The organism is Pseudomonas sp. SDT291_1_S447 (assembly GCF_054070155.1).
Map to the genome: position 1 here is coordinate 1 of NZ_JBSVXS010000095.1, position 21,157 is coordinate 21,157.

Sequence of the window (21,157 nt, forward strand, 5' to 3'; positions counted from 1 at the left end):
GGCGTACATCCTGTAGGAGCTGCCGAAGGCTGCGATCTTTTGCGGCTTACGCCAATGCCGGGAGGTTGTAAAACGTGCGGGCACACGCGGTGGTGTGCGCTGCCAGATCTTCCTCGGTTTCGCCGCGATGCAACGCCACTTCACGCAGCACTTCGGTCAGATACGCCGGTTCATTGCGGCCGTTTTTCGGTTTTGGTCGCAAGGTGCGCGGCAGCAAGTAAGGCGCGTCACTTTCCAGCATCAAGCGCCCGCGTTTGATCTCTTTCACCAGCGGATGCAAATGCGTGCCCCGGCGCTCATCACATATCCAGCCGGTGATGCCGATGTGCAGATCCAGGTCGAGATAGCTGAACAAGGCTTTTTGCTCGCCGGTGAAGCAATGCACCACAGCGGCGGGCAGTTGATCGCGGAAGCCTTTGAGGATTTCCAGCAAACGTTGGCTGGCATCACGCTCATGCAGAAACACCGGCAATTGCAGTTCAACGGCCAGCGCCAAGTGTTCTTCGAGGACTTTTTCCTGCTGTGGGCGCGGCGAGAAATCACGGTTGAAATCCAGCCCGCATTCACCCACGGCGACTACGTTTTTTTCTTGCAACAGGCTACGCAAACGACGGGCGCTGTCAGCGTTCCAGTCACTGGCCGAATGCGGATGAATACCGGCGGTGGCGAACAGCCGTTGACCGCTCTCATCCAGTTGCTGGCACAGCTCCAGAGCCTGTTCGCTGCCCTCGACGCTGGTGCCGGTCAGCACCAGCTGGCAAACCCCGGCGGCATAGGCGCGATCAAGCACGGCCTGATGTTTGTCGGCGAAACTGGGATTGGTCAGGTTGACGCCGATATCGATGAGTTGCATGGTTGCTACCTCGGGCCGAAGGCCGGAAAGCATACCAGAGCTGTAGATTCATAAGAAAAGCCAAGAACTACAACAAGTTATAGCTGTCTGTTGATGCCGCGACGCAGACCGGTTTGGTAGAAGTGCCATTACTGTGCCAGTCTCTCGCACGTTGCCAGCGCTCATGGCGCTCTGTTTTCGTCGGTGATTTCGACATTTTAAAGATGAAATCGCCCCCTATTCTTTCCGGAGAGTGGATGGTTCGTCCCTCGGTTTTGCTGCTGTTGTGTGGATCGTTACTGCTGCCGATGACGGCGGTTGCGCGCCTGCCCGGGCCGCTGCAAGCCGTGCCGGCCGCCAAGGTGCGCGACCTGTCCGAGATCCGCAGCAGCCGCGTGTTGCGCGTGCTGGTCAACCAGAGCCGCAACAGCTCCGGCGAAGTCCAGGGCCAGGCCATCGGCGTCGAATACCATCGCCTGCGTGCCTTTGAGCAATACCTCAATGGCCACGCCCGCGATGGCCAGCAACTTACCCTCAAAATCATTCCCAAAGCCAAGGATCAACTGCTCGGCGCCTTGCAGCGTGGCGAAGGTGATCTGGTCGCACCGGGTGAATTGCTCGATCTGCAACCTGGTTATGCCGTGGCCAGCAGCGAACCGATCGCCAGCAACATACCGCTGGTGCTGGTCGGGATCAAAGGTGAGCGGCGCTACACCAAAGTCGAGCAGCTCTCCGGCAAAACCCTAGCGTTGCCGACCGGCAGTGCGGCGGGGGAGGCGGTCAGTCAGCTCAATCAGAAACTGGCGTTGCACAAACTGGCGCCGATCAAGATCGAATGGGTCGATCCGACCCTGGCGGTCGAGGATGTGCTGGAGATGGTTCAGGGCGGGATTTTTCACCTGACCATCGTTGAGCAGCCGATTGCCGAACGCTGGGGCAAGATCCTGCCGAAACTGCGCTTTGACCGGCAACTGATGATCAGCGAGCCGGGCGAGGAATACTGGTTTGTACGCCGCGATGCTGCGATGTTGCGTGCGAGCATTGATCGCTTCCTCGGTGGTTACAAGAAACCGTCCAACGAAGATGCCGCGTTTCTGCGCATCTATCGGCGTCTCTATCAAGTCCACTATCCATTGGCCAAGGCTGATCGCCAGCGCCTGGAAAAACTGCGCCCGACCCTGCAAAAGCACGCCCAGGCGCAGAACATGGACTGGCTCAATCTGGCCGCACTGGCGTTCAAGGAATCACGCCTGCAACCCAATGCCCGCAGCGGCAGCGGCCCGACCGGGCTGATGCAGATCACCCCGTCCGCCGCTCAGCGAGTCGGCGTGAGCAACATTCAGAATCTCGATGCGAATGTGCAGGCCGGGGCCAAATATCTGGCGATGATCCGCCGCAAGTTCTTCAACAGCCCCAAGCTCAATGAGCGCGAGCGTATGGCCTTTACCTTGGCGGCCTACAACATCGGCCCCGAGCGCGTGCAGGGCATGCGCGCTGAGGCCCGGCGGCGGGGGCTGAATCCTAACCAGTGGTTCTTCCAGGTCGAGCGCATCGCCATGGAGCAGGTAGGAATGGGGCCGGTCAGCTATGTTAATAGCGTGAACAAGTATTACTTGGCGTTCGACCGGGAGCGGGAGTCGTTGGAGCCCGGGGCGCAAAAAGTCGTCTCACGGAAATGATCTAATAAACTGATTGTTATGGCGGAATATTTGCGCTTTTAACATGAAATTTACTGATTAATATAGCGGCCAACCAACACACATAACTTCTCGCAAAAACAAGGAATGCCCCATGAGCTCTCTGATCAACAAAGTACTGTTCACCCGCGCTGGCTACGGTCTGACCATCCTGCGCATCGCTGTCGGCGTGATCTTCGCGGCTCACGGTTCGCAAAAACTTTTCGGTCTGTTCGGTGGTTATGGTCTGGCAGGCACCGCGCAATACATGGACAGCATCGGTCTGCACCCGGGCTACCTGATGGCGACGCTGGCGGGCGGTACTGAGTTCTTCGCTGGCCTGGCTTTGATCATCGGCCTGCTGGTACGTCCGGCAGCATTGGGTCTGACCATCCTGTCGCTGGTGGCGATCTTCACCGTACACATCAGTAACGGTCTGTTTATGGCCAACAACGGTTACGAGTTCGCGCTGGCCCTGCTCGGTGGCAGCCTCGCCGTCCTGATCGAGGGCGCCGGCAAGCTCTCGGTCGATCGCGCCATCGCCGGTTAAGCGCTCTGGCTCAAGGAATAGGCCCGCATTGTGCGGGCCTTTTTTGTTGCGGCTGATTCTTGACACTGATCGGTCACGTTCTCTAGGATGTTGCCCATGCGCCGATTTAAACAGCTACTTGCGGGGCGCCAGGTGACTTCAACAGTTGCCGTCAGAAGCCGGAACAGGGCTTCGAAATACCGCTAAAGCGCTGGTTCGGTGTTGCCTCTCACCTGCCATGCAGACTTTTGAGGCAGAGACACGACACGATGAATGCACTACGCCCTCCAGCACGTCCCGCGCCGATCACTGCGCATATCACTCAACGCAACCCGAAAATTCTCCTTGGCGGCAAACATCAGCCGACGCTGTTGCGTTATCTCGATGGCTGGCCACGTCGCAGCGGCGGTCCTGCCGCGTTCCTGATCCAGTTTGTCGAAGACGGCGAGTCGCTGGCACGTTTTGCCAGTGACAGTTTTGATCTGGCGGTGATTCAGGCGCCGAGCGCTGAGGATGCGCCGGAGATGATCAAGCAACTGGTCCGCGTTGCGCGCCAGGGTTTGATCACTCGCCGCTGACAGGCTTTACGGATAGTCGATGGCGACGATGTAAACGAACTGCTCACCCGTCGGTGTCTGCACCCTGACTTCTGCATCCAGCGCCTTGCCGATCAAGGCGCGGGCCAGTGGCGAGTCGATGCTGATCAGGCCCAGTTTCAGATCCAGCTCATCCGGACCGACGATGCGGTAGCGCGATTGCTTGCCGTCTTCGTCTTCGATGGTCACCCATGCGCCGAAGTAGACCTTGTTCGGATCACTGGGTTTTTCACTGACGACTTTCAACGCCTCCAGACGTTTGGTGAGAAAGCGCACGCGACTGTCGATCTCGCGCAGCATCTTCTTGCCGTAGGTGTACTCGGCGTTCTCCGAGCGATCGCCCTGAGCCGCCGCCTCGCTGACCGATTGCGTCACTTGCGGGCGACGCACGTGCCACAGCTCATGAAATTCGGCACGCATCCGCGCTTCACCTTCGGGGGTGATCAGCGCGGTGCCGGCGGGGCGGGGAGGGCGATAACGGCTCATGGCAACTTCTTGTGATTAAGACCGCTTGAGTCTATCAACCCTCGCGCAACACTGTCAGTGGACTTGCGTTGAGCGCCCGGCGCGTACCGAAAACGCCGGCACCACCAATCAGCGCCGCGCCAATCAGCGGCAGCACCAACAACCACGGATGCGGATGCCATGGCAGATCGAACGCGTAGCGATACAGCACCAGACTCACCACTTCCGAACCGATGGCTGCGAGCAAACCACTTACTGCACCGAGCAAGCCGAACTCGATGCGCCGCGCCTTGATCAGCAACTGCCGCTCCGCACCCAGCGCACGCAACAGCGCGCCTTGGCGAATGCGTTCATCGAGCGTCGCCTGCAAGCCGGAAAACAGCACGGCCATTCCAGCCGCCAAGACAAACAACAATACATATTCCACGGCCAGGGTGACTTGGGCGAGGATGCTGCGCAGTTGTTCCAGCAGCGCTTCGACCTGAAGAATGGTCACAGCGGGAAAGGTTCGCGACAGTTCGACGATCTGCTGATCATGACCCGGAGCCAGATAGAAACTGGTCAAGTAGGTCGCGGGCAGATCCTTCAAAGTGCCAGGCTGGAAGATCATGAAGAAGTTCGGCTGGAAATTGTCCCAGTTGATCTCGCGCAGGCTGGTGACCTTCGCCTCGCGATTGACCCCGCCGACGCTGAACACCATGTGATCGCCGAGTTTGAGCTTGAGGCTTTCGGCGACTTTGCCTTCCACCGATACGCCGGGAACGCCATCGGTTGGCTGATCTTTCCACCACTCACCGGCGGTGAGCTTGTTGCCCGCCGGCAAATCCGCCGCCCAGGTCAGGCTCAAATCGCGCTGCACGGCACGGTCGCCGGCCGAATCCTTGCTGACGATTTGCTGCACGGCTTCACCGTTGATGCTGAGCAATCGCCCCGGCACCACCGGATACAGTGGCGCGGCTTGCGCGGACACTTTGATCAGGTGATCGGTGAACGCCTGTTTGTCTGCCGGCAGGATGTTCAGAGCAAAGTAGTTCGGCGCATTTTTCGGCAACTGGTTTTGCCAGGTGTCGAGCAGTTCGCCACGCAGCAGGGCAATCAAAGCCATCGACAGCAGAATCAGACCGAACGCCAACGACTGACCGGCCGCTGCCAACGGATGGCGCAGCAACTGGCCCAGGCCCAAGCGCCATGGCAGCGAAGCGCGGGCGAGCATCCGCCGCAGGCTTTGCAGCAGTAACAACAGCAGACCGCCCAACACCAACGCGGCAACCACACCACCACCGAGCAAGGCGAACGTCAGCAGCAGATCGAGGCTCAGGCGCCACATGATCAGGCCGAGCGCACCCAAGGCTGCGCCGTAAACCATCCAGGTACTCGACGGAATCGGCAGCATGTCGCGGCGCAGTACACGCAACGGCGGCACGCGGCCCAGCGCGGCGAGCGGCGGCAAGGCAAAACCGGCCAGCGCCACCAACCCGGTGCCGATCCCGGCGATGGCTGGAAACAGACCGCCCGGCGGGACGTCGGTTGGCAGCAAGTCATGGAGCAGGGCGAACAAGCCCAACTGCGCGAGCCAGCCGAGCAATGCGCCACTGAGTGCGGCGAGCAGGCCGAGCACGGTCAACTGCAAACTGAACAGCACCATGGTTTCCCGGCGCGATAATCCGAGGCAACGCAGCAAGGCACTCGCGTCGAAGCGGCGACTGGCGAAACGGTTGGCCGACAACGCCACTGCGACCCCGGCCAACAGTACGGCGACCAGACTGGCCATGTTCAGATAACGCTCGGCTTTGCCTAGTGCACCGCCAATCTGCCGGTTGCCATCGCGGGCATCCTGAATCCGCTGGTTCGCGGCGAGCCCGGGTTTGATCAGTTGCCGATAGGTTTCCAGCGCCTGCGGTTCACCGCGCCACAGTTCGCGGTAACTCACGCGGCTGCCGGGTTGCACCACGCCGGTGGCAGCGAGGTCATCAATGTTGATCATCACTCGGGGCGTGAGGCTATAGAAGTTGCCGGCGCGATCCGGTTCATACGTCAGCACGCGGGTCAGTTTCAACGTCTTCATGCCGACATCGATGCTGTCGCCGATCTTCAGATCCAGTGCGGTCAGCAGGCGTGCCTCGACCCAGGCTTCGCCGGGTTGCGGTTCACCGCCGGTTTCTTCAGTGGCGAACGGGGCTGGCGCGCTCTTCAGTTCGCCGCGTAGCGGATAGGCGCGGTCGACGGCTTTGATGCTCGACAGCTGAATGCCGTTGTCGGTAGCAATGACGCTGGAAAACTCCACCACTTGTGCATGCTTCAGACGCAGCTCGGTGCCGCTCCTGATCTGTTCTTCACGGGCTGGCGAGCTGCCCTCCAGCACCAGATCGGCGCCCAGGAATTCGGTGGCGCGCAGCATCATCGCGCCATTCAGTCGGGCGCCGAAATAACCGATGGCGGTACTCGCCGCCACTGCGACGACCAAGGCGAAAAACAACACGCGCAATTCCCCGGCGCGGGCATCGCGCATGAGTTGGCGTATGGCGAGACTGAACAGACGCAACAGCGGCAAACGTGCCATCAAGGCTCCAGAGGGGCGACCAACAGCCCGGCTTCAAGACGGATCAGGCGCCGGCAGCGATGGGCCAGGCGTTCGTCGTGGGTCACCAGCACCAGGGTGGTGCCGCGTTCCTTGTTCAATTCGAAAAGCAGATCGCTGATGCGCTCGCCGGTGTGGCTGTCGAGGTTGCCGGTGGGTTCGTCGGCAAACAGCACGTCAGGCTCGGCAGCAAAGGCACGGGCGATTGCCACGCGCTGTTGTTCGCCACCAGAGAGTTGGCGCGGTGAATGCGTCAGGCGTTGGCCGAGGCCGACGCGCTGGAGCAATTCGGTTGCACGCTCGCGCGCATCTTTGCGGCCATCAAGTTCCAGCGGCAGCATGACGTTTTCCAGCGCATTGAGGCTGTCGAGCAACTGGAACGACTGGAAGACGAAACCGACATGCTCGGCACGAATGCGTGCGCGCTGGTCTTCATCGAGATTGCTCAGGCCCTGGCCGGCCAGAATGACTTCGCCACTGCTCGGCAGGTCGAGGCCGGCGAGCAGGCCGAGGAGGGTGGATTTACCGGAGCCGGACGCGCCGACGATGGCCAGGCTGTCGCCCTTGTTCAGTTCCAGGCTGAGTTCGTGCAGGATAGTCAGTTCACCTTCCGCGCTGGGAACCACTTTGCTGAGGTTCTTCGCGGTGAGAATGCTTGCGCCCATGGAGAATCCGATGCGTGTGTGGTTTTTGAGTGCTGGCCTGGCCTTGATGTGCATGGCCCAGAACGCAGCGGCGGGTACTGTCCTGATCGTTGGCGATAGTATCAGCGCCGGTTTCGGACTGGATACCCGCTTGGGGTGGGTGTCGTTGCTCGAACAACGGCTCAAACAGGAGGGTTTCGACGACAAAGTGGTCAATGCTTCCATTAGCGGCGACACCAGTGCCGGAGGCCAGGCGCGCCTGCCCGCGCTGCTTGCAGAGCATAAGCCGGAACTGGTGATCCTCGAACTGGGTGGCAACGATGGCTTGCGCGGAATGCCGCCAAATCAATTGCAACAAAATCTTGCCTCGATGATCGACAGTTCTCGTCAGAGTGGGGCCAAGGTGCTGTTGCTCGGCATGCAACTGCCGCCCAATTATGGCAAGCGTTACACCGATGCCTTCGCCGAGGTCTACGGCAAACTCGCCGACGATAAAAAGATCCCGCTGGTACCGTTTTTCCTCGACGGCGTCGGCGGTCATCCGGACTTGATGCAGGCCGATGGTCTGCACCCGGCGGCCGGGGCTCAGGGCAAGTTGCTGGAAAATGTCTGGCCGACGCTAAAACCGCTGTTATGAGGCTTTTCTACGGGCAGGCTTTCGGCTAATGTGGCGCCCCCTTATTTGGAGCCCCCGATGTCGCGTTCTGCCTGGTCCCTGTTTGCCTACCAACTGATCGAGCCTGACGAGCAGCTGGATCTGTTCGCCTGCCAGGAAGTGCGGGTGCATCTGGTGACGCGGCAACTCGAACTCGGTGGCTCGGCCGATCGCACCCTGTGTGGCAGTCTGCTGCCGGCGCAGCCGCGCTGGTCGAGTGTGGATCGCCGGGTGTTTCAGGATCAGCGTCTGTGCTCGCTGTGCCGGGCGATTCTGGAGTCGCAGAAGCGTGGGACTTCGCCGATCTGGCCGGAACTGCGTTTCGAGCTCTGATTCTGTGGGAGCCGAGCTTGCTCGCGAAGAGGCCATGTCAGTTAACATTTTCGGCGACTGACCCACCGCTTTCGCGAGCAAGCTCGCTCCCACCTGGAACACCTTGTCGCCTGCATAGGGGTGATCTCCCCGAATATTCAAAGTGCGGTGTACAATCGCGCTCTTATACCCTTGTTGATCATGCGAAGGATTTTCCGGATGTTGCCGCGCTTTCCTGCCGTCACCCGCTGCCTGTCACTTGCCGCCCTGTGTGTGGCCGGTCCCGTTGCTGCATTGGAGTTTCCCCTGCCACCACCCGGTGAAGACATCATCGGTCAGGTGCAGGTGATCAAAGCCAAGTATGAAGATACCTTCGCCGATCTGGGTACGAAGTACGATCTGGGTTACTCGGAAATGGTCGCGGCCAACCCGGGCGTCGATGCCTGGTTGCCGGGCGCCGGTACCGAAATCGTCTTGCCGACCCGTTTCATTCTGCCGCCGGGCCCGCGTGAAGGCATCGTCATCAACCTTGCCGAATACCGCCTCTACTATTTCCCGAAAGGCCGCAACGTGGTGTACACGTTCCCGCTGGGTATCGGTCGTGAAGGTTGGGGTTCGCCGATCGCACATACTTCGATCACCGCCAAAACGCCAAACCCGACCTGGACACCTCCAGCGTCGATCAAGGCTGAGCACGCCGCAGATGGTGATCCGCTGCCGAACGTAGTGCCGGCCGGCCCGGACAACCCATTGGGTCCGTTCAAGTTCACCCTGGGCACCCCGGGTTATCTGATCCACGGTTCGAACAAGAAATTCGGTATCGGCATGCGCACCAGCCACGGCTGCTTCCGCATGTTCAACAACAACGTGCTGGAAATGGCCGGCATGGTCCCGGTCGGTACCTCGGTGCGCATCCTCAACGATGCCTACAAGTTCGGCAGCAGTGGCGGTAAGGTTTATCTGGAAGCGCACACGCCGATCGACGACAAGGGCAACCCGTCAGTGGTCGACAAGCACACTGCGGTGATCAACGCGATGCTCAAACGTGAAGACGTCACCAGCAACCTGCGCGTGAACTGGGATGTGGTGCGTGATGTGGTCGCAGCCGAAGATGGCCTGCCAACGGAAATCGGCACACCGAGTACCTCGGCGCCGATGGTCTCGAGTACACCGATCGACTTGCAGCAATAAGTCGGGGTGCAGAACCCGTCGATGCGTGGAGCGTCGGCGGGTTTTTTATTGCCCGGGGAAAAGCATCGGACATAAAAAAGCCGACCCGAAAAATCGGGTCGGCTCGATAACAACCCCGAAGGATTATTACTTGCGGCTAGCTTTGTCCAGCATGCGCAGAGCACGCTCGTTAGCTTCGTCAGCAGTCTGTTGTGCTTTTTGAGCAGCAGCCAGAGCTTCATCAGCTTTACGGTAAGCTTCGTCTGCACGAGCCTGGGAGCGAGCAGCTGCGTCTTCAGTAGCGGTCAGACGTGCTTCGGTTTCTTTCGATGCGCTGCTGCAACCGGTAGCCAGAACTGCGGCCAGAGCCAGAGCAGAGAATTTCAGAACGTTGTTCATCGTGTTCCCCTTCAAGGACTTTCAATTAAGTGGCTGTCTCCTCACGATTGAGGAAATAGCCGGCGTACATACTACCCATTACTTGTAGTAAGTAAACTGACGTAAGGCAAGAAGCAAAAAAAATTGTAGGCGTTGATTCTTTTTCGAGCAACTTTTAACTGCGCTGTTTAAAAAATATACAGCTGCAAGCCCCGAGCTGAGCGAGTTAATGCGAAAAAGTTCCCGTTGCCACGTGCTGTTTTTGCAGTCTTGGCTAAAGTCTTTCTAGATGAATACGTCGACACTTTTGTTCCGAATTTGCGTGCTGCTTCGCTTATCTTTGTGCATGTTGAGGTGACTTTAAAAAAGGCTGCACGTCTTAAGTCTCAACATCCGGCAATGTTCAGGTGACCGGTTTGGCAAGATCTTCTTCCAGGCCCACCCTGCGTCCATCGGAGCAACCCACGCCAACTCGCTTGATGACGAGCGTACCTTGAGCATTTTTGCCAATGGTGCCTACTATTTATCAGGTGCCAGGTTGCGCGAGATCGGTGTGGCTCTTCTCGGTGTCCATCAGGCACGGGGTGGCGTAGATGTTCCTTCGCCGGAAAAACATCGGTAAGGTAGGGGGTCAGAATTCAAGACCCGCGAGGAGTAGTGATGAGCGAGGCGTTGTCCATCCACCATGACCAGGCTGGTCATCAGTTCGAGACCAATGTGGACGGTCATCGTGCCTACCTGACCTATATGGATCTGGGGAAACAGACCCTGGATATCTATCGCACCTTCGTGCCCAACGCCCTGCGTGGCCGTGGCATTGCCGCAGCGCTGACCGAGCGCGCGCTGCAGTACGCCGAAGAGATGGGTTACACGGTGATCCCGTCGTGCTCCTACGTCGAGCGCTATATGGAGCGCCATCAGCGCCGCGCCGCCAAGATCTGAACCGCACACACACAAAAACGCCGGGCAATGCCCGGCGTTTTTTTATGCCTGTAAAACGCTGATCAGCTGCGCTGGCGTTTCGGCAGAACATCCTTGAGCTTGGCGTGCATGCTGCGCAGGGTGTTCTCGGTGGCGGACCAATCGATGCAGGCGTCGGTGATCGACACGCCGTATTGCAGGTCGGCGAGGTCTTTTGGAATTGCCTGGCAACCCCAGTTCAGATGACTCTCGACCATCAGGCCGATGATCGACTGGTTGCCTTCGAGGATCTGGTTGGCGACGTTCTCCATGACCAGCGGTTGCAGGGCCGGATCCTTGTTGGAGTTGGCGTGGCTGCAGTCGACCATGATGTTCGGCTTGATCTTCGCTTTGTCCAGCGCCTGCTCGCACAGGGCGACGCTGACCGAATCGTAGTTCGGCTTGCCGTTACCGCCGCGCAGCACCACGTGACCGTAGGCGTTGCCTTTGGTCGTGACGATCGACACGCCACCTTCCTGGTTGATGCCGAGGAAACGGTGTGGGCTGGAGACCGACTGCAAGGCGTTGATCGCCACCGTCAGACCGCCGTCGGTGCCGTTCTTGAAGCCGACGGCCGAGGACAGACCGGAAGCCATCTCACGGTGAGTCTGCGATTCAGTGGTGCGTGCGCCGATGGCCGACCAGCTGATCAGGTCCTGCAGATACTGCGGGGAGATCGGGTCGAGGGCTTCGGTGGCGGTCGGCAGGCCTTTTTCGGCCAGATCCAGCAGCAACTGACGACCGATGTGCAGACCGTCCTGGATCTTGAACGAGTCGTCCAGGTACGGATCGTTGATCAGGCCTTTCCAGCCAACGGTGGTCCGTGGCTTCTCGAAATACACGCGCATGACCAGATACAAGGTGTCGGAGACTTCCTCCGCCAGCACCTTGAGGCGATCGGCGTATTCGTGGGCAGCCTTGATGTCGTGGATCGAGCACGGGCCGATCACTACGAACAGACGGTGGTCGGTGCCATCAAGAATGTTGCGAATGACTTCGCGGCCCTTGGTGACGGTGCGTAGGGCAGCGTCGCTCAGAGGGATATCACGCTTGAGCTGATCGGGAGTGATCAGGGTCTCGTTAGAGGCGACGTTTAGGTCGTTGATCGGTAAATCAGCCATCGTTTACTCGTCAGGTCACGGGTGCCGGCCGCCAGCGATCCCCGCGCGGCGGAGCACAGCAGATTTAAGCGCGTCGGGGAGCGGAACCTTAGCGCGTAAAGCGCCTGCTCGACAATGGGCAAAAGGTGCTTTAGTCCAGCGCTGGCTGCGCAAAAGCCTTGCGCACGCTGTCGTGGGAGAACTCGTCGGCATGTTGCTCGACCCATTGCAGGGCCACCGCCTGAATTTCTTGCAGGTCGTCGTGGGTTTCGTGCATGCGGCAGTAGCGCTCGATCTGACACACTTGTTCACCCATTCGCGCGCTGAACAGCGTCTGCTCATCGGTGAAGGCGATGCCCACCAGATAGCCTCTTTTACGGCGCAGACACCACGCGACATAGCCCGGATAACAGATGTCGGCATTGAGTGTCGGCATGCGCACTTGCAGCGCTGTGCCATGGCGCCAGGCACGGTGGTAATTGCAAGCGATGCCGCCGAGGCTGATAGTGTGCAGCTGTTGCCTGGAAATACACTCAGGCTTGAGCAAGGTTAATTCAACCGGCACCTCGTCCGGATGAGGAATGAAACGTCCCATGAGCACAGACTCCCTGTGTCGGTCATTTGACATTGTTTCCCCCAGTATAGTGGTCGAATCCGAACTGACCGATTTCGACGCCGATCAACGGCTATTGGCGATGAGCGGCGTTTCGCTGGTGATTTTCACCAGTGTCGGCTGCGCCAGTTGCCGTTATGCCCGCGAGGTGTTGCCGGGACTTGATCTAGCCATCAATCAGTTGTGCTGGATCGATGCCGGCGACAACGGCGGGTTGGTCGAGCGCTATCAGGTCTTTCATTTGCCGGCGCTGTTTGTGGTGCGCGACGGCGAGTTCTTTGGGGCATTGCACACGCGCCTGACGGCCGATGCGCTGAACGCAGCGCTAGCGCAGGCACTGGGTCGAATTGCAGAGGAGTTGCCATGATGGCGGCAGTGAACAAGCCGGTGGTGGGGATTATCGGTACCGGCGCGATTGGTGGGTTCTACGGTGTGATGCTGGCACGTGCCGGTTTCGATGTGCACTTTCTGTTGCGCAGCGAATTTTCGGCAGTGGCCGAGCGCGGTTTGCAAATCAACAGCGCGGTGCATGGCCCGCTGACGTTGCATCCGGTGCAGGCCTATTCGTCGGCCGAAGACATGCCCAAATGCGACTGGCTGTTGGTGGGGGCAAAAACCACCAGCAACGCCGGTCTCGCGCCTTCAATCATTCAAGCGGCCAAGCCGGATGCGAAAGTGCTGGTGCTGCAAAACGGTCTCGACGTCGAAGACAGTTTGCGTGAACTGCTCCCCGATTCCCTGCATCTGCTGGGCGGTTTGTGCCTGATCTGTGTACACCGCGAAGGTCCCGGACAAGTCACCCATCAGGCGCTCGGCGCGGTCAACGTTGGCTATCACAGCGGTCCGGCCATGGATGATGGCGCGCGCATGGTGATTGTCGAGGAGGGCTGCGGGTTGTTCCGCGCTGCCGGAATCGATTCCCAGGCAATGCCCAATCTGCAACAGGCGCGCTGGCAGAAACTGGTGTGGAATATTCCCTACAACGGACTCTCGGTGTTGCTCGGTGCAGGCACCACGCCGTTGATGGCCGATGCCGACAGCCGTGCGTTGATCCAGGCGTTGATGGCCGAAGTGGTGCAAGGCGCCAAGGCCTGTGGCCACGATATACCGTCGGGATACGCCGACTATCTGTTCATGATGACCGAAAAAATGCCCGACTACTGGCCGAGCATGTACCACGACTTTCTACATAAACGGCCGCTGGAGCTGCAAGCGATCTACGCTCGACCATTGGCGGCGGCGAAAGCCGAGGGTTGTGAGTTGCCGCGCATCGAAGCGTTGTATCGCAATTTAAGTTTTATTGACCGGCGCAACGTTTAAGCCGGTCGCTCTGGGGGAAGGCATGGCCAAGAACATCGATGACAAACTGGTGCTGGCGATTTCGTCGCGCGCCTTGTTCGACCTGAGCGAGAGCCACAAGGTCTATCTGTCGAGCGGCGTTGAAGCCTATCGGCAATATCAGATTGAGCACGAAGACGAAATTCTGGCACCCGGCGATGCTTTCCCGCTGGTTGAAAAACTTTTGGCGCTCAACAGTCGCCTCGGCCGCGCAAGGGTCGAGGTGATTCTGGTCTCGCGCAACAGCGCTGACACTGGCCTGCGAGTATTCAACTCGATTCATCATTACGGTCTGGCGATTTCCCGCGCGGCGTTTGTCGGTGGGCGCAGTCCGTATCCGTATCTCAAAGCCTTTGGTTGTGATCTGTTTCTGTCGACCCACGCCGAAGACGTGCGCGCGGCGCTGGATGCCGGATTCGCCGCCGCAACGATTCTGTCCGGCGGCGCCAGTCGCGCGGCCAGTGACGAATTGCGCATCGCCTTCGACGGCGATGCAGTGATTTTTTCCGACGAGTCGGAACGCGTCTATCAGTCCGGCGGGCTGGAAGCGTTTCAGGCCAAGGAGCGTGAGTCGGCCCGCGAGCCGTTGCGCGGAGGGCCGTTCAAGGGATTTCTGGCGGCGCTCAATTTGCTCCAGCGGGAATTCCCCGACGATGATTGCCCGATCCGTACGGCGCTGGTCACCGCGCGTTCGGCGCCAGCGCATGAGCGGGTGATCCGCACCTTGCGTGAGTGGGACATTCGCCTCGACGAGTCACTGTTCCTCGGCGGCCTGACCAAATCGGCATTCCTCGAAGCGTTTGCCGCCGACGTGTTTTTCGACGATCAGGCCGGCCACTGCGAACTCGCCCGCGAAGTCGTTGCCACTGGCCACGTGCCGCACGGCATCAGCAACGAACCGTCGGTCTAAAGCCCTTTGGTTCAAGACGTTGCGTCGCCCGTCGTAGTCGCCAAGGCACTGCTAAGCTGAATCAAATCTCCGCCATGTTGGCACGCGAGGAGGTCATATGATTCGTTCGATGCTGTATGCCACTGACCTCGGTCTGTACGCCCCGTTAGTGATGCAGCATGCCCTGGCGTTGGCGCGAACGTTCAATGCCGATTTGTATGTGGTGCACGCGGTGGAGCCGATGGGGCTGTTTGCCGAATCGGTGTTGCAGAGTTATCTCGACGAGCAGGCATTGAACGAATTTCACAGCCAGGGTCTGAAAACAGTCATCGCCAATATCGAGCAGCGGGTGCTGGATAGTTTTCGCGAAGAACTCGGGGATGAAGGTGAGCAGGATTTGCAGCGGATTCGCGCGGTGCGTGTGGTGCAGGGTGATCCGTCACAGGTGATCCTCGACCAGGTGCAAAAACTCTCTGTCGATTTGCTGATCGTAGGCAGTCACAGTCATGGGGTGGGCGCGGAAACACCGTTGGGGCGCACGGCGGCGCGGGTCCTGCAATTGGCCAAGGTGCCGGTTTATCTGGTGCCGTTAGTGGAGCGCCGGCGGCGGGAGGATCGCTGAAGCAGGAATAATGGCGCTTTGATAAAAAAGTTCTAGATTTATTCTCCAAACCATTAATATAGTTATATACCGTCGCTGATGCCCGTGGCGTCTACCTGCTTTGAGGGATACATATGAAGCTTCAACAATTGCGCTACATCTGGGAAGTGGCGCACCACGACCTCAACGTTTCCGCTACAGCCCAAAGCCTTTACACCTCGCAACCGGGCATCAGTAAACAAATCCGCCTGCTGGAAGACGAACTCGGCGTCGAAGTGTTTGCCCGCAGCGGCAAGCACCTGACCCGCGTGACCCCGGCCGGCGAGCGCATCATTACCACTGCCGGTGAGATTCTGCGCAAGGTCGAGAGTATCAAGCAGATCGCCCAGGAATTCTCCAACGAGAAAAAAGGCACCCTGTCGATCGCCACCACTCACACTCAGGCACGTTATGCGCTGCCACCGGTGATCAGCAATTTCATCAAGCAATACCCCGACGTGGCGCTGCACATGCATCAGGGTTCGCCGATGCAAATTGCCGAAATGGCTGCTGACGGCACCGTCGATTTTGCCATTGCCACCGAAGCGCTGGAGCTGTTCGGCGATCTGGTGATGATGCCGTGCTATCGCTGGAACCGTTGCGTGGTCGTGCCGCAGGGCCATCCGCTGACCAAGCTGCCAAAGCTGACCCTGGAAGCGCTGGCCGAATACCCGATCGTGACTTACGTGTTCGGTTTCACTGGCCGTTCGAAACTCGACGAAGCCTTCAGTCATCGCGGCCTGACGCCGAAAGTGGTGTTCACTGCGGCCGACGCCGACGTGATCAAAACCTACGTGCGTCTGGGCCTGGGCGTGGGCATCGTGGCCAAAATGGCGGTCGACACCAAACTCGACAGCGATCTGGTGGTGCTGGATGCCAGCGAATTGTTCGAATCGAGCATCACCAAGATCGGCTTCCGTCGTGGCACTTTCCTGCGTGGTTTCATGTGCGACTTCATCGAGAAGTTCGCCCCGCACCTGACTCGCGAAGTCATGGCCAAAGCCATCCAGTGCCACAACAAGCAGGAACTGGAAGAGCTGTTCGACGGCGTCGAACTGCCGGTTCACTGATTCGTTGAATTAAAGCACCTCGGTGACAGCAAACTGTTGCCGGGTGCCCGCCACCAGAATCTCCACCTCATCGCCTTCGCACTTGCCCAGCAGACCTTTGCCCAGCGGTGAGCGCGGGGTGATGACGGTAATCGGCTGACCGACCACATCGACTTTCAGGCCTGCCGCATCGGGCGCCAGAAACAGCCATTGCTCGCGACCCTTTTCATCTTCCAGACCAAGCAGGGCGCCGACTTCGATGCCACGGTTTTCGTCATGGGCGCGCAGGGTCAGGTTCTGGCACAGCGCCAGTGACTGACGGATTTCCTCGACTCTTTTTGCTTGCCCGGCCGCCAGATACGACGCCTCAAGCCCAAGCGTGTCGTACTTGTTCTCGGCGATGTTTTCTTCGTGGGTCGCGGTTTCGTAAGCGGTTTGCGCGGCGCGCTCAGCGATGTCGAGGTCGATGCGCAGTTTGTCGAGAATCAGTTGGTGGACGATGTGCTTGTTCATGATCAATCGCAGAATTGCAAAACGTTGGCGCGGGATTTTTCGCTGGGAGCCGTCTGATCCTGTTGCAACCAGAACTGGCATTTTGGATTCGACTGATTACGAATGCTGCTGCGAGCCTGATCCATGCGCACTTGCTGCTCGCTCTTGCGCAGGTTTTCTTCGTACTGTTGGAACAGCGGGCTCTGCGGCGGGATATCCGGCTGCACCTGCACCGCCGGCGGATTAGCCAATTGCTGCACAGCCTGGGCAACCGGTGCCAGTTGGTCTTTGAACAGCAAATGCGACAGCAGCCAGCAGGTCAGCGCAATGGCGACAAAGCCCAGCCACATGCCCAGGGCAATACTGCCGGTCAGATGCAGCGCGCTAAGCTGAACAGGCAAAGGACGGCGCGGGTTGGGACGGTAGGGCATGGCTGCCTCCTGGCGGGTGATTGCGGGCAAGTGGCGATTGTCGCACGAAGATTAATCGCCGTCGGCTCTTCTGCGCGAGGTCATTTATGCGGACAATCGGCGCTTTTGCCAACGGGAGTCTTGAATGCCTGAATTGAAACCCCGCTGGGATATTTTCTGCACCGTGGTCGACAACTTTGGCGACATCGGCGTGACCTGGCGTCTGGCTCGGCAATTGGTGGCTGAGCATGGTTTGGCGGTGCGCTTGTGGGTCGATGATCTGCGCGCATTCGAACGCATTTGCCCGGCGATCGATATAAACGCCGCACAGCAATCGCAACAAGGCGTCGAAGTGCGGCATTGGCCGGTTGAGTGGGTGCACACGGATGCGGCGGATGTGGTGATCGCCGCGTTTGCCTGTCAGTTGCCCAGTGATTACATGGACGCGATGGCAGGGCGTGAACAGCCGCCGCTGTGGATGAACCTAGACTATCTCAGCGCTGAAGACTGGGTGATCGGCTGTCACGGGTTGCCGTCGGTCAAATACAAATCGGTGCAGAAGTTCTTCTTCTTTCCGGGATTTCAACCGGGTACTGGCGGGCTGTTGCGTGAGCGAGGATTGCTCGAGCAGCGTCGGCAATTTCAGCAGGATGCCGAGGCTCAGCGCCAATTCCTGCAAGGCCTCGGGATCGATCGTGCGCCTGACGCCCAGCTGATTTCGCTGTTTGCCTACGAGAATGCCGGGCTGGCCAGTTGGCTGGACGTGTTGGCAGCGGACACCGCGCCGACTCATCTGCTGGTGCCGGAAGGGCGGATTCTCGGCGATGTGGCGCGCTGGCTCGAGGTGGAAGCCCTGGCGGTCGGTGCGATTCATGTGCGTCAGTCGCTCACCGTACAAGTGCTGCCGTTCGTCCGACAGGATCAATATGATCACGTGCTCTGGTGCTGCGATTTCAACGCGGTGCGCGGTGAGGACTCATTCGTGCGCGCGCAATGGGCGGGGCGACCGATGCTCTGGCACATCTATCAGCAGGACGAAGACATCCATCTGGATAAGCTCGACGCCTTCCTCGCGCTCTATACAAAAGGCCTGTCACCGGCCGCTGCCGAGGCGATGAACGGTCTCTGGCAGGCCTGGAGCGCCGGCCGGCCAATCGGTGAACACTGGCTCGCGGCCCGTAATCATTGGCCAGAACTGCAGGAAAATGCCGAGGCGTGGTGTCTGGAACAAGGCTTGCAGGCCGATCTTGCCGCAGCGCTGGTACAGTTTTACCTAAATTGGATATGATACGCGGCCTAGATTTTTGTAAATCCCATCCAAATTCGGATATTCGCAATGAAAACTGGTAAAGAACTGAAACCCGGTACCGTGATCCGTCTCGAGAACGATCCTTGGCTGGTTCAGAAAGCTGAATTCACCAAGTCGGGCCGTAACAGCGCGATCATGAAGACCAAGCTGAAAAACCTGCTGACCGGTTACAAGACCGAGATCGTTTACAGCGCTGACGACAAACTGGACGACGTAATCCTCGACCGCAAAGAAGCGACCCTGTCCTTCATCAGCGGCGACACTTACACGTTCATGGACACCACTGACTACACCATGTACGAGCTGAACGCTGAAGACATCGAAGCTGTTCTGCCTTTCGTTGAAGAAGGCATGACCGATGTTTGCGAAGCGATCTTCTTCGAAGAGCGTCTGGTTTCCGTAGAGCTGCCGACCACCATCGTGCGCGTAGTTGACTACACCGAAGGTTCGGCTCGCGGCGACACTTCCGGCAAAGTCATGAAGCCAGCCAAGCTGGCTAACGGTACCGAGCTGCAAGTTGCTGACTTCATCGAAATCGGTGACAAGATCGAAATCGACACCCGCGAAGGCGGTTCCTACAAAGGCCGTGCCAAATAAGCACTGCTTTTTACGGAAAGAAAAAGCCCGACCATTGAGTCGGGCTTTTTTGTGCCTGCGTTTTGAGCTTCACACCTGTCCCTGTGGGAGCGAGCCTGCTCGCGAAAGCGGTGTGTCATTCAATGAAGTGTTGTCTGACAGGACGCCTTCGCGAGCAGGCTCGCTCCCACAATGGGACTGCGGTTATTTCAGATGTTCTTTCAGCTCCTGCGAAGCCTGCAGCATCGCCGAACGCACCGCCGGTACCTGACTGACCACGTTAAGCAAACCGTAATCGTGAATCATGCCGTTGTAGCGTACTGACGTCACCGGTACTCCGGCCTCGTCGAGTTTACGTGCGTAGGCTTCACCTTCATCACGCAGCACATCGGCGCCGGCGGTCTGCACCAGCGCGGGCGGCAAGCCCTTCAGTTGCGCGGGAGTTGCCCGCAGCGGCGACGCGTAGATCTCGTTTCGCTGCTTGGCGTCGGTGGTGTAGTTGTCCCAGAACCACTTCATCATGTTGCGCGTGAGGAAGTGCCCTTCGGCGTACTGATTGTAGGAGCCGGTATCGAAATTGGCGTCCGTCACTGGCCACAGCAGCACCTGGAATTTGATCGCCGGAGTGCCTTTGTCTTTGGCCATCAGTGCAACCACGGCCGCCATGTTGCCGCCGACACTGTTGCCAGCGACGGCCAGACGCTTGCCGTCGACATTGATCTCTTTGCCGTGCTCGGCGACCCACTTCGTTGCGGCGTAAGCCTGGTTGATCGCCACCGGGTAATGCGCCTCCGGGGAAGGCGTGTAATTGACGAACACCGCCGCCGCTCCCGAACCCACCACCAGATCCCGCACCAGCCGCTCGTGCGTCGGGAAATCGCCCAGCACCCAGCCACCGCCGTGGAAGAACATGAACACTGGCAGCTCGCCCTTGACCCCGGCCGGCCGGACGATGGTCAGGCTCAACGGTTGGCCATCGACCTGGATGGTTTTCTCGCTGACGTCCGCTTTGGGCAGCGTCAACTTGACCCCGGACTGCGCACCGACCAGCACGGCGCGGGCATCTTTGGGCGTCAGCTGTTCCATCGGTTTGCCGGTGCCGGCATTCAGCACATCGAGAAATGCCTGAGTGTTGTGTTCGACATCACCGGCGAAAGCGCTGTGGATAGACAGGGCGAGAAGGGTACCGGTCAAGACTTTGCTGAAAGTGTGCATGTTCATTTCCTGTTCGGGCCTGGGGCGTCAGTGATCAGACGGTAACGTGCAGACGCACATCGACGTTGCCACGGGTGGCGTTGGAATACGGGCAGACTTGGTGGGCTGCATCGACCAGCGCTTGTGCGTCGGCCTGTTCCAGGCCTGGCAGGCTGATGTGCAGATCGATGTCGAGACCGAAGCCACCGGGGATCTGGCCGATACCGACGTGGGCGGTGATCGAGGCGTCGTCAGGGATTTTGCGTTTGGTCTGGCTGGCGACGAATTTCAGAGCGCCGATGAAGCAGGCCGAGTAGCCGGCAGCGAACAGTTGCTCTGGGTTGGTCGCCGCGCCGCCGGCACCGCCGAGTTCTTTCGGGGTAGCGAGTTTGACGTCGAGGATGTTGTCGCTGGAGATCGCACGACCATCACGGCCGCCAGTGGAGGTTGCGATTGCGGTGTAGAGAGTTTGCATGGTGTGAGCCTCATTGAGCGTGTTTGTGTGCGCTAATTGTTTGCGCGCTAAGTAAGTGCGAAGTGAATGTATCGCGCTAATATATTGCGCGCAAGATAAATTTCTGAAGAATTTGCGTTTCGGCAAAAACGGCGAATCGCTGGTCAGCCTGAAAAGTGCGATTTAGAGGGGATGGCGGGGAGATCAGGCGTTGAAAAATATTTTTCAGACGACGAGATCAAATGTAGGAGTGAGCCTGCTCGCGATAGCGGTGGCTCAGTCGACTTCTGAGTTGACT

25 protein-coding genes are annotated in these 21,157 nt (G+C 59.0%); 14 read left to right on the top strand and 11 right to left on the bottom strand.

The window, feature by feature from the left end; all coding sequences use genetic code 11:
* Positions 1-46: 46 nt before the first annotated feature.
* Complete coding sequence (locus ACW9IR_RS22510; protein ID WP_457465162.1) at positions 47-853, bottom strand: TatD family hydrolase; 807 nt, start codon at positions 851-853, stop codon at positions 47-49.
* 236 nt (positions 854-1,089) lie between these two features.
* Here ACW9IR_RS22510 and ACW9IR_RS22515 point away from each other — a divergent pair, with 236 nt between their 5' ends.
* From ACW9IR_RS22515 to ACW9IR_RS22525, 3 genes are all read left to right on the top strand, one after another.
* Positions 1,090-2,511, top strand: a complete 1,422-nt coding sequence (locus ACW9IR_RS22515; RefSeq protein WP_102900372.1) for an MltF family protein — start codon at positions 1,090-1,092, stop codon at positions 2,509-2,511.
* A gap of 112 nt (positions 2,512-2,623) precedes the next feature.
* On the top strand, positions 2,624-3,058 hold the full coding sequence (locus tag ACW9IR_RS22520) for a DoxX family protein (RefSeq protein ID WP_102900373.1): 435 nt from the start codon (positions 2,624-2,626) through the stop codon (positions 3,056-3,058).
* A 248-nt stretch (positions 3,059-3,306) separates the two neighbouring features.
* Positions 3,307-3,615, top strand: a complete 309-nt coding sequence (locus ACW9IR_RS22525; RefSeq protein ID WP_016985510.1) for a hypothetical protein — start codon at positions 3,307-3,309, stop codon at positions 3,613-3,615.
* A 6-nt stretch (positions 3,616-3,621) separates the two neighbouring features.
* Here the strand turns inward: ACW9IR_RS22525 and greB are convergent, their stop codons facing one another.
* From greB to ACW9IR_RS22540, 3 genes are read right to left on the bottom strand one after another with little or no spacing between them, the layout of a single operon-like run.
* Complete coding sequence (gene greB / locus ACW9IR_RS22530) at positions 3,622-4,119, bottom strand: transcription elongation factor GreB (RefSeq protein ID WP_016985509.1); 498 nt, start codon at positions 4,117-4,119, stop codon at positions 3,622-3,624.
* A gap of 34 nt (positions 4,120-4,153) precedes the next feature.
* Positions 4,154-6,658, bottom strand: a complete 2,505-nt coding sequence (locus ACW9IR_RS22535) for an ABC transporter permease (RefSeq protein WP_102900374.1) — start codon at positions 6,656-6,658, stop codon at positions 4,154-4,156.
* Positions 6,658-7,341: an ABC transporter ATP-binding protein gene (locus ACW9IR_RS22540; protein WP_007908572.1), complete on the bottom strand. Its 684-nt coding sequence runs from the start codon at positions 7,339-7,341 to the stop codon at positions 6,658-6,660. The genes ACW9IR_RS22535 and ACW9IR_RS22540 overlap by 1 nt, the downstream gene beginning before the upstream one ends.
* Positions 7,342-7,351: 10 nt before the next feature.
* Between ACW9IR_RS22540 and ACW9IR_RS22545 the strand changes: the two genes are divergently transcribed.
* The 3 genes from ACW9IR_RS22545 to ACW9IR_RS22555 all read left to right on the top strand — a co-directional run bounded on the left by ACW9IR_RS22545 (position 7,352) and on the right by ACW9IR_RS22555 (position 9,478).
* Positions 7,352-7,957, top strand: a complete 606-nt coding sequence (locus ACW9IR_RS22545) for an arylesterase (RefSeq protein ID WP_007908573.1) — start codon at positions 7,352-7,354, stop codon at positions 7,955-7,957.
* Positions 7,958-8,014: 57 nt separating this feature from the next.
* Positions 8,015-8,308: a hypothetical protein gene (locus ACW9IR_RS22550; protein WP_007908575.1), complete on the top strand. Its 294-nt coding sequence runs from the start codon at positions 8,015-8,017 to the stop codon at positions 8,306-8,308.
* A 198-nt stretch (positions 8,309-8,506) separates the two neighbouring features.
* Positions 8,507-9,478: a L,D-transpeptidase family protein gene (locus ACW9IR_RS22555; protein WP_102900375.1), complete on the top strand. Its 972-nt coding sequence runs from the start codon at positions 8,507-8,509 to the stop codon at positions 9,476-9,478.
* A 126-nt stretch (positions 9,479-9,604) separates the two neighbouring features.
* Here ACW9IR_RS22555 and oprI read toward each other — a convergent pair whose 3' ends face one another.
* Positions 9,605-9,856 (bottom strand): outer membrane lipoprotei OprI, encoded by a 252-nt coding sequence (oprI, locus tag ACW9IR_RS22560; RefSeq protein WP_003199355.1) that lies wholly within the window; start codon positions 9,854-9,856, stop codon positions 9,605-9,607.
* A 639-nt stretch (positions 9,857-10,495) separates the two neighbouring features.
* Between oprI and ACW9IR_RS22565 the strand changes: the two genes are divergently transcribed.
* Complete coding sequence (locus ACW9IR_RS22565) at positions 10,496-10,777, top strand: GNAT family N-acetyltransferase (protein WP_102900376.1); 282 nt, start codon at positions 10,496-10,498, stop codon at positions 10,775-10,777.
* Between the two features lie 62 nt (positions 10,778-10,839).
* On the opposite strand, the gene ACW9IR_RS22570 is transcribed toward ACW9IR_RS22565, so the two are convergent.
* Positions 10,840-11,916, bottom strand: coding sequence for a 3-deoxy-7-phosphoheptulonate synthase (locus ACW9IR_RS22570; RefSeq protein WP_102900377.1), 1,077 nt, complete (start codon positions 11,914-11,916; stop codon positions 10,840-10,842).
* Positions 11,917-12,046: 130 nt separating this feature from the next.
* Positions 12,047-12,490 carry a PilZ domain-containing protein gene (locus ACW9IR_RS22575; RefSeq protein WP_102900378.1) on the bottom strand — a complete coding sequence of 148 codons (444 nt, stop codon included), beginning with the start codon at positions 12,488-12,490 and terminating at the stop codon, positions 12,047-12,049.
* On the opposite strand from ACW9IR_RS22575, the gene ACW9IR_RS22580 reads away from it, so the two are divergent.
* The 5 genes from ACW9IR_RS22580 to cysB all read left to right on the top strand — a co-directional run bounded on the left by ACW9IR_RS22580 (position 12,489) and on the right by cysB (position 16,445).
* Positions 12,489-12,875, top strand: coding sequence for a thioredoxin family protein (locus ACW9IR_RS22580; protein WP_102900379.1), 387 nt, complete (start codon positions 12,489-12,491; stop codon positions 12,873-12,875). The two genes, ACW9IR_RS22575 and ACW9IR_RS22580, sit on opposite strands and share 2 nt — an antisense overlap.
* Entirely contained in the window at positions 12,872-13,828 is a 957-nt protein-coding gene (locus ACW9IR_RS22585) for a putative 2-dehydropantoate 2-reductase (protein WP_102900380.1), read from the top strand. Before ACW9IR_RS22580 ends, ACW9IR_RS22585 begins: the two co-directional genes overlap by 4 nt.
* 22 nt (positions 13,829-13,850) lie before the next feature.
* Complete coding sequence (locus ACW9IR_RS22590) at positions 13,851-14,756, top strand: 5'-nucleotidase (RefSeq protein WP_102900381.1); 906 nt, start codon at positions 13,851-13,853, stop codon at positions 14,754-14,756.
* A 97-nt stretch (positions 14,757-14,853) separates the two neighbouring features.
* Complete coding sequence (locus ACW9IR_RS22595; protein WP_095120481.1) at positions 14,854-15,357, top strand: universal stress protein; 504 nt, start codon at positions 14,854-14,856, stop codon at positions 15,355-15,357.
* A 113-nt stretch (positions 15,358-15,470) separates the two neighbouring features.
* Positions 15,471-16,445, top strand: coding sequence for an HTH-type transcriptional regulator CysB (cysB, locus tag ACW9IR_RS22600; RefSeq protein ID WP_008079948.1), 975 nt, complete (start codon positions 15,471-15,473; stop codon positions 16,443-16,445).
* Between the two features lie 9 nt (positions 16,446-16,454).
* Here the strand turns inward: cysB and ACW9IR_RS22605 are convergent, their stop codons facing one another.
* Both ACW9IR_RS22605 and ACW9IR_RS22610 read right to left on the bottom strand, forming a co-directional pair.
* On the bottom strand, positions 16,455-16,937 hold the full coding sequence (locus ACW9IR_RS22605; RefSeq protein ID WP_102900382.1) for a GreA/GreB family elongation factor: 483 nt from the start codon (positions 16,935-16,937) through the stop codon (positions 16,455-16,457).
* A gap of 2 nt (positions 16,938-16,939) precedes the next feature.
* Positions 16,940-17,347 (bottom strand): hypothetical protein, encoded by a 408-nt coding sequence (locus tag ACW9IR_RS22610; RefSeq protein ID WP_102900383.1) that lies wholly within the window; start codon positions 17,345-17,347, stop codon positions 16,940-16,942.
* Positions 17,348-17,471: 124 nt separating this feature from the next.
* Here ACW9IR_RS22610 and earP point away from each other — a divergent pair, with 124 nt between their 5' ends.
* Together earP and ACW9IR_RS22620 are read left to right on the top strand one after the other, a co-directional pair.
* Positions 17,472-18,614, top strand: coding sequence for an elongation factor P maturation arginine rhamnosyltransferase EarP (gene earP / locus ACW9IR_RS22615; RefSeq protein WP_102900384.1), 1,143 nt, complete (start codon positions 17,472-17,474; stop codon positions 18,612-18,614).
* 48 nt (positions 18,615-18,662) lie between these two features.
* On the top strand, positions 18,663-19,232 hold the full coding sequence (locus ACW9IR_RS22620; protein WP_007908599.1) for an elongation factor P: 570 nt from the start codon (positions 18,663-18,665) through the stop codon (positions 19,230-19,232).
* Positions 19,233-19,415: 183 nt separating this feature from the next.
* Here ACW9IR_RS22620 and ACW9IR_RS22625 read toward each other — a convergent pair whose 3' ends face one another.
* Together ACW9IR_RS22625 and ACW9IR_RS22630 are read right to left on the bottom strand one after the other, a co-directional pair.
* Complete coding sequence (locus ACW9IR_RS22625; RefSeq protein WP_102900386.1) at positions 19,416-20,426, bottom strand: alpha/beta hydrolase; 1,011 nt, start codon at positions 20,424-20,426, stop codon at positions 19,416-19,418.
* 34 nt (positions 20,427-20,460) lie between these two features.
* Entirely contained in the window at positions 20,461-20,880 is a 420-nt protein-coding gene (locus ACW9IR_RS22630; protein ID WP_007908600.1) for an organic hydroperoxide resistance protein, read from the bottom strand.
* Positions 20,881-21,157: the final 277 nt, after the last annotated feature.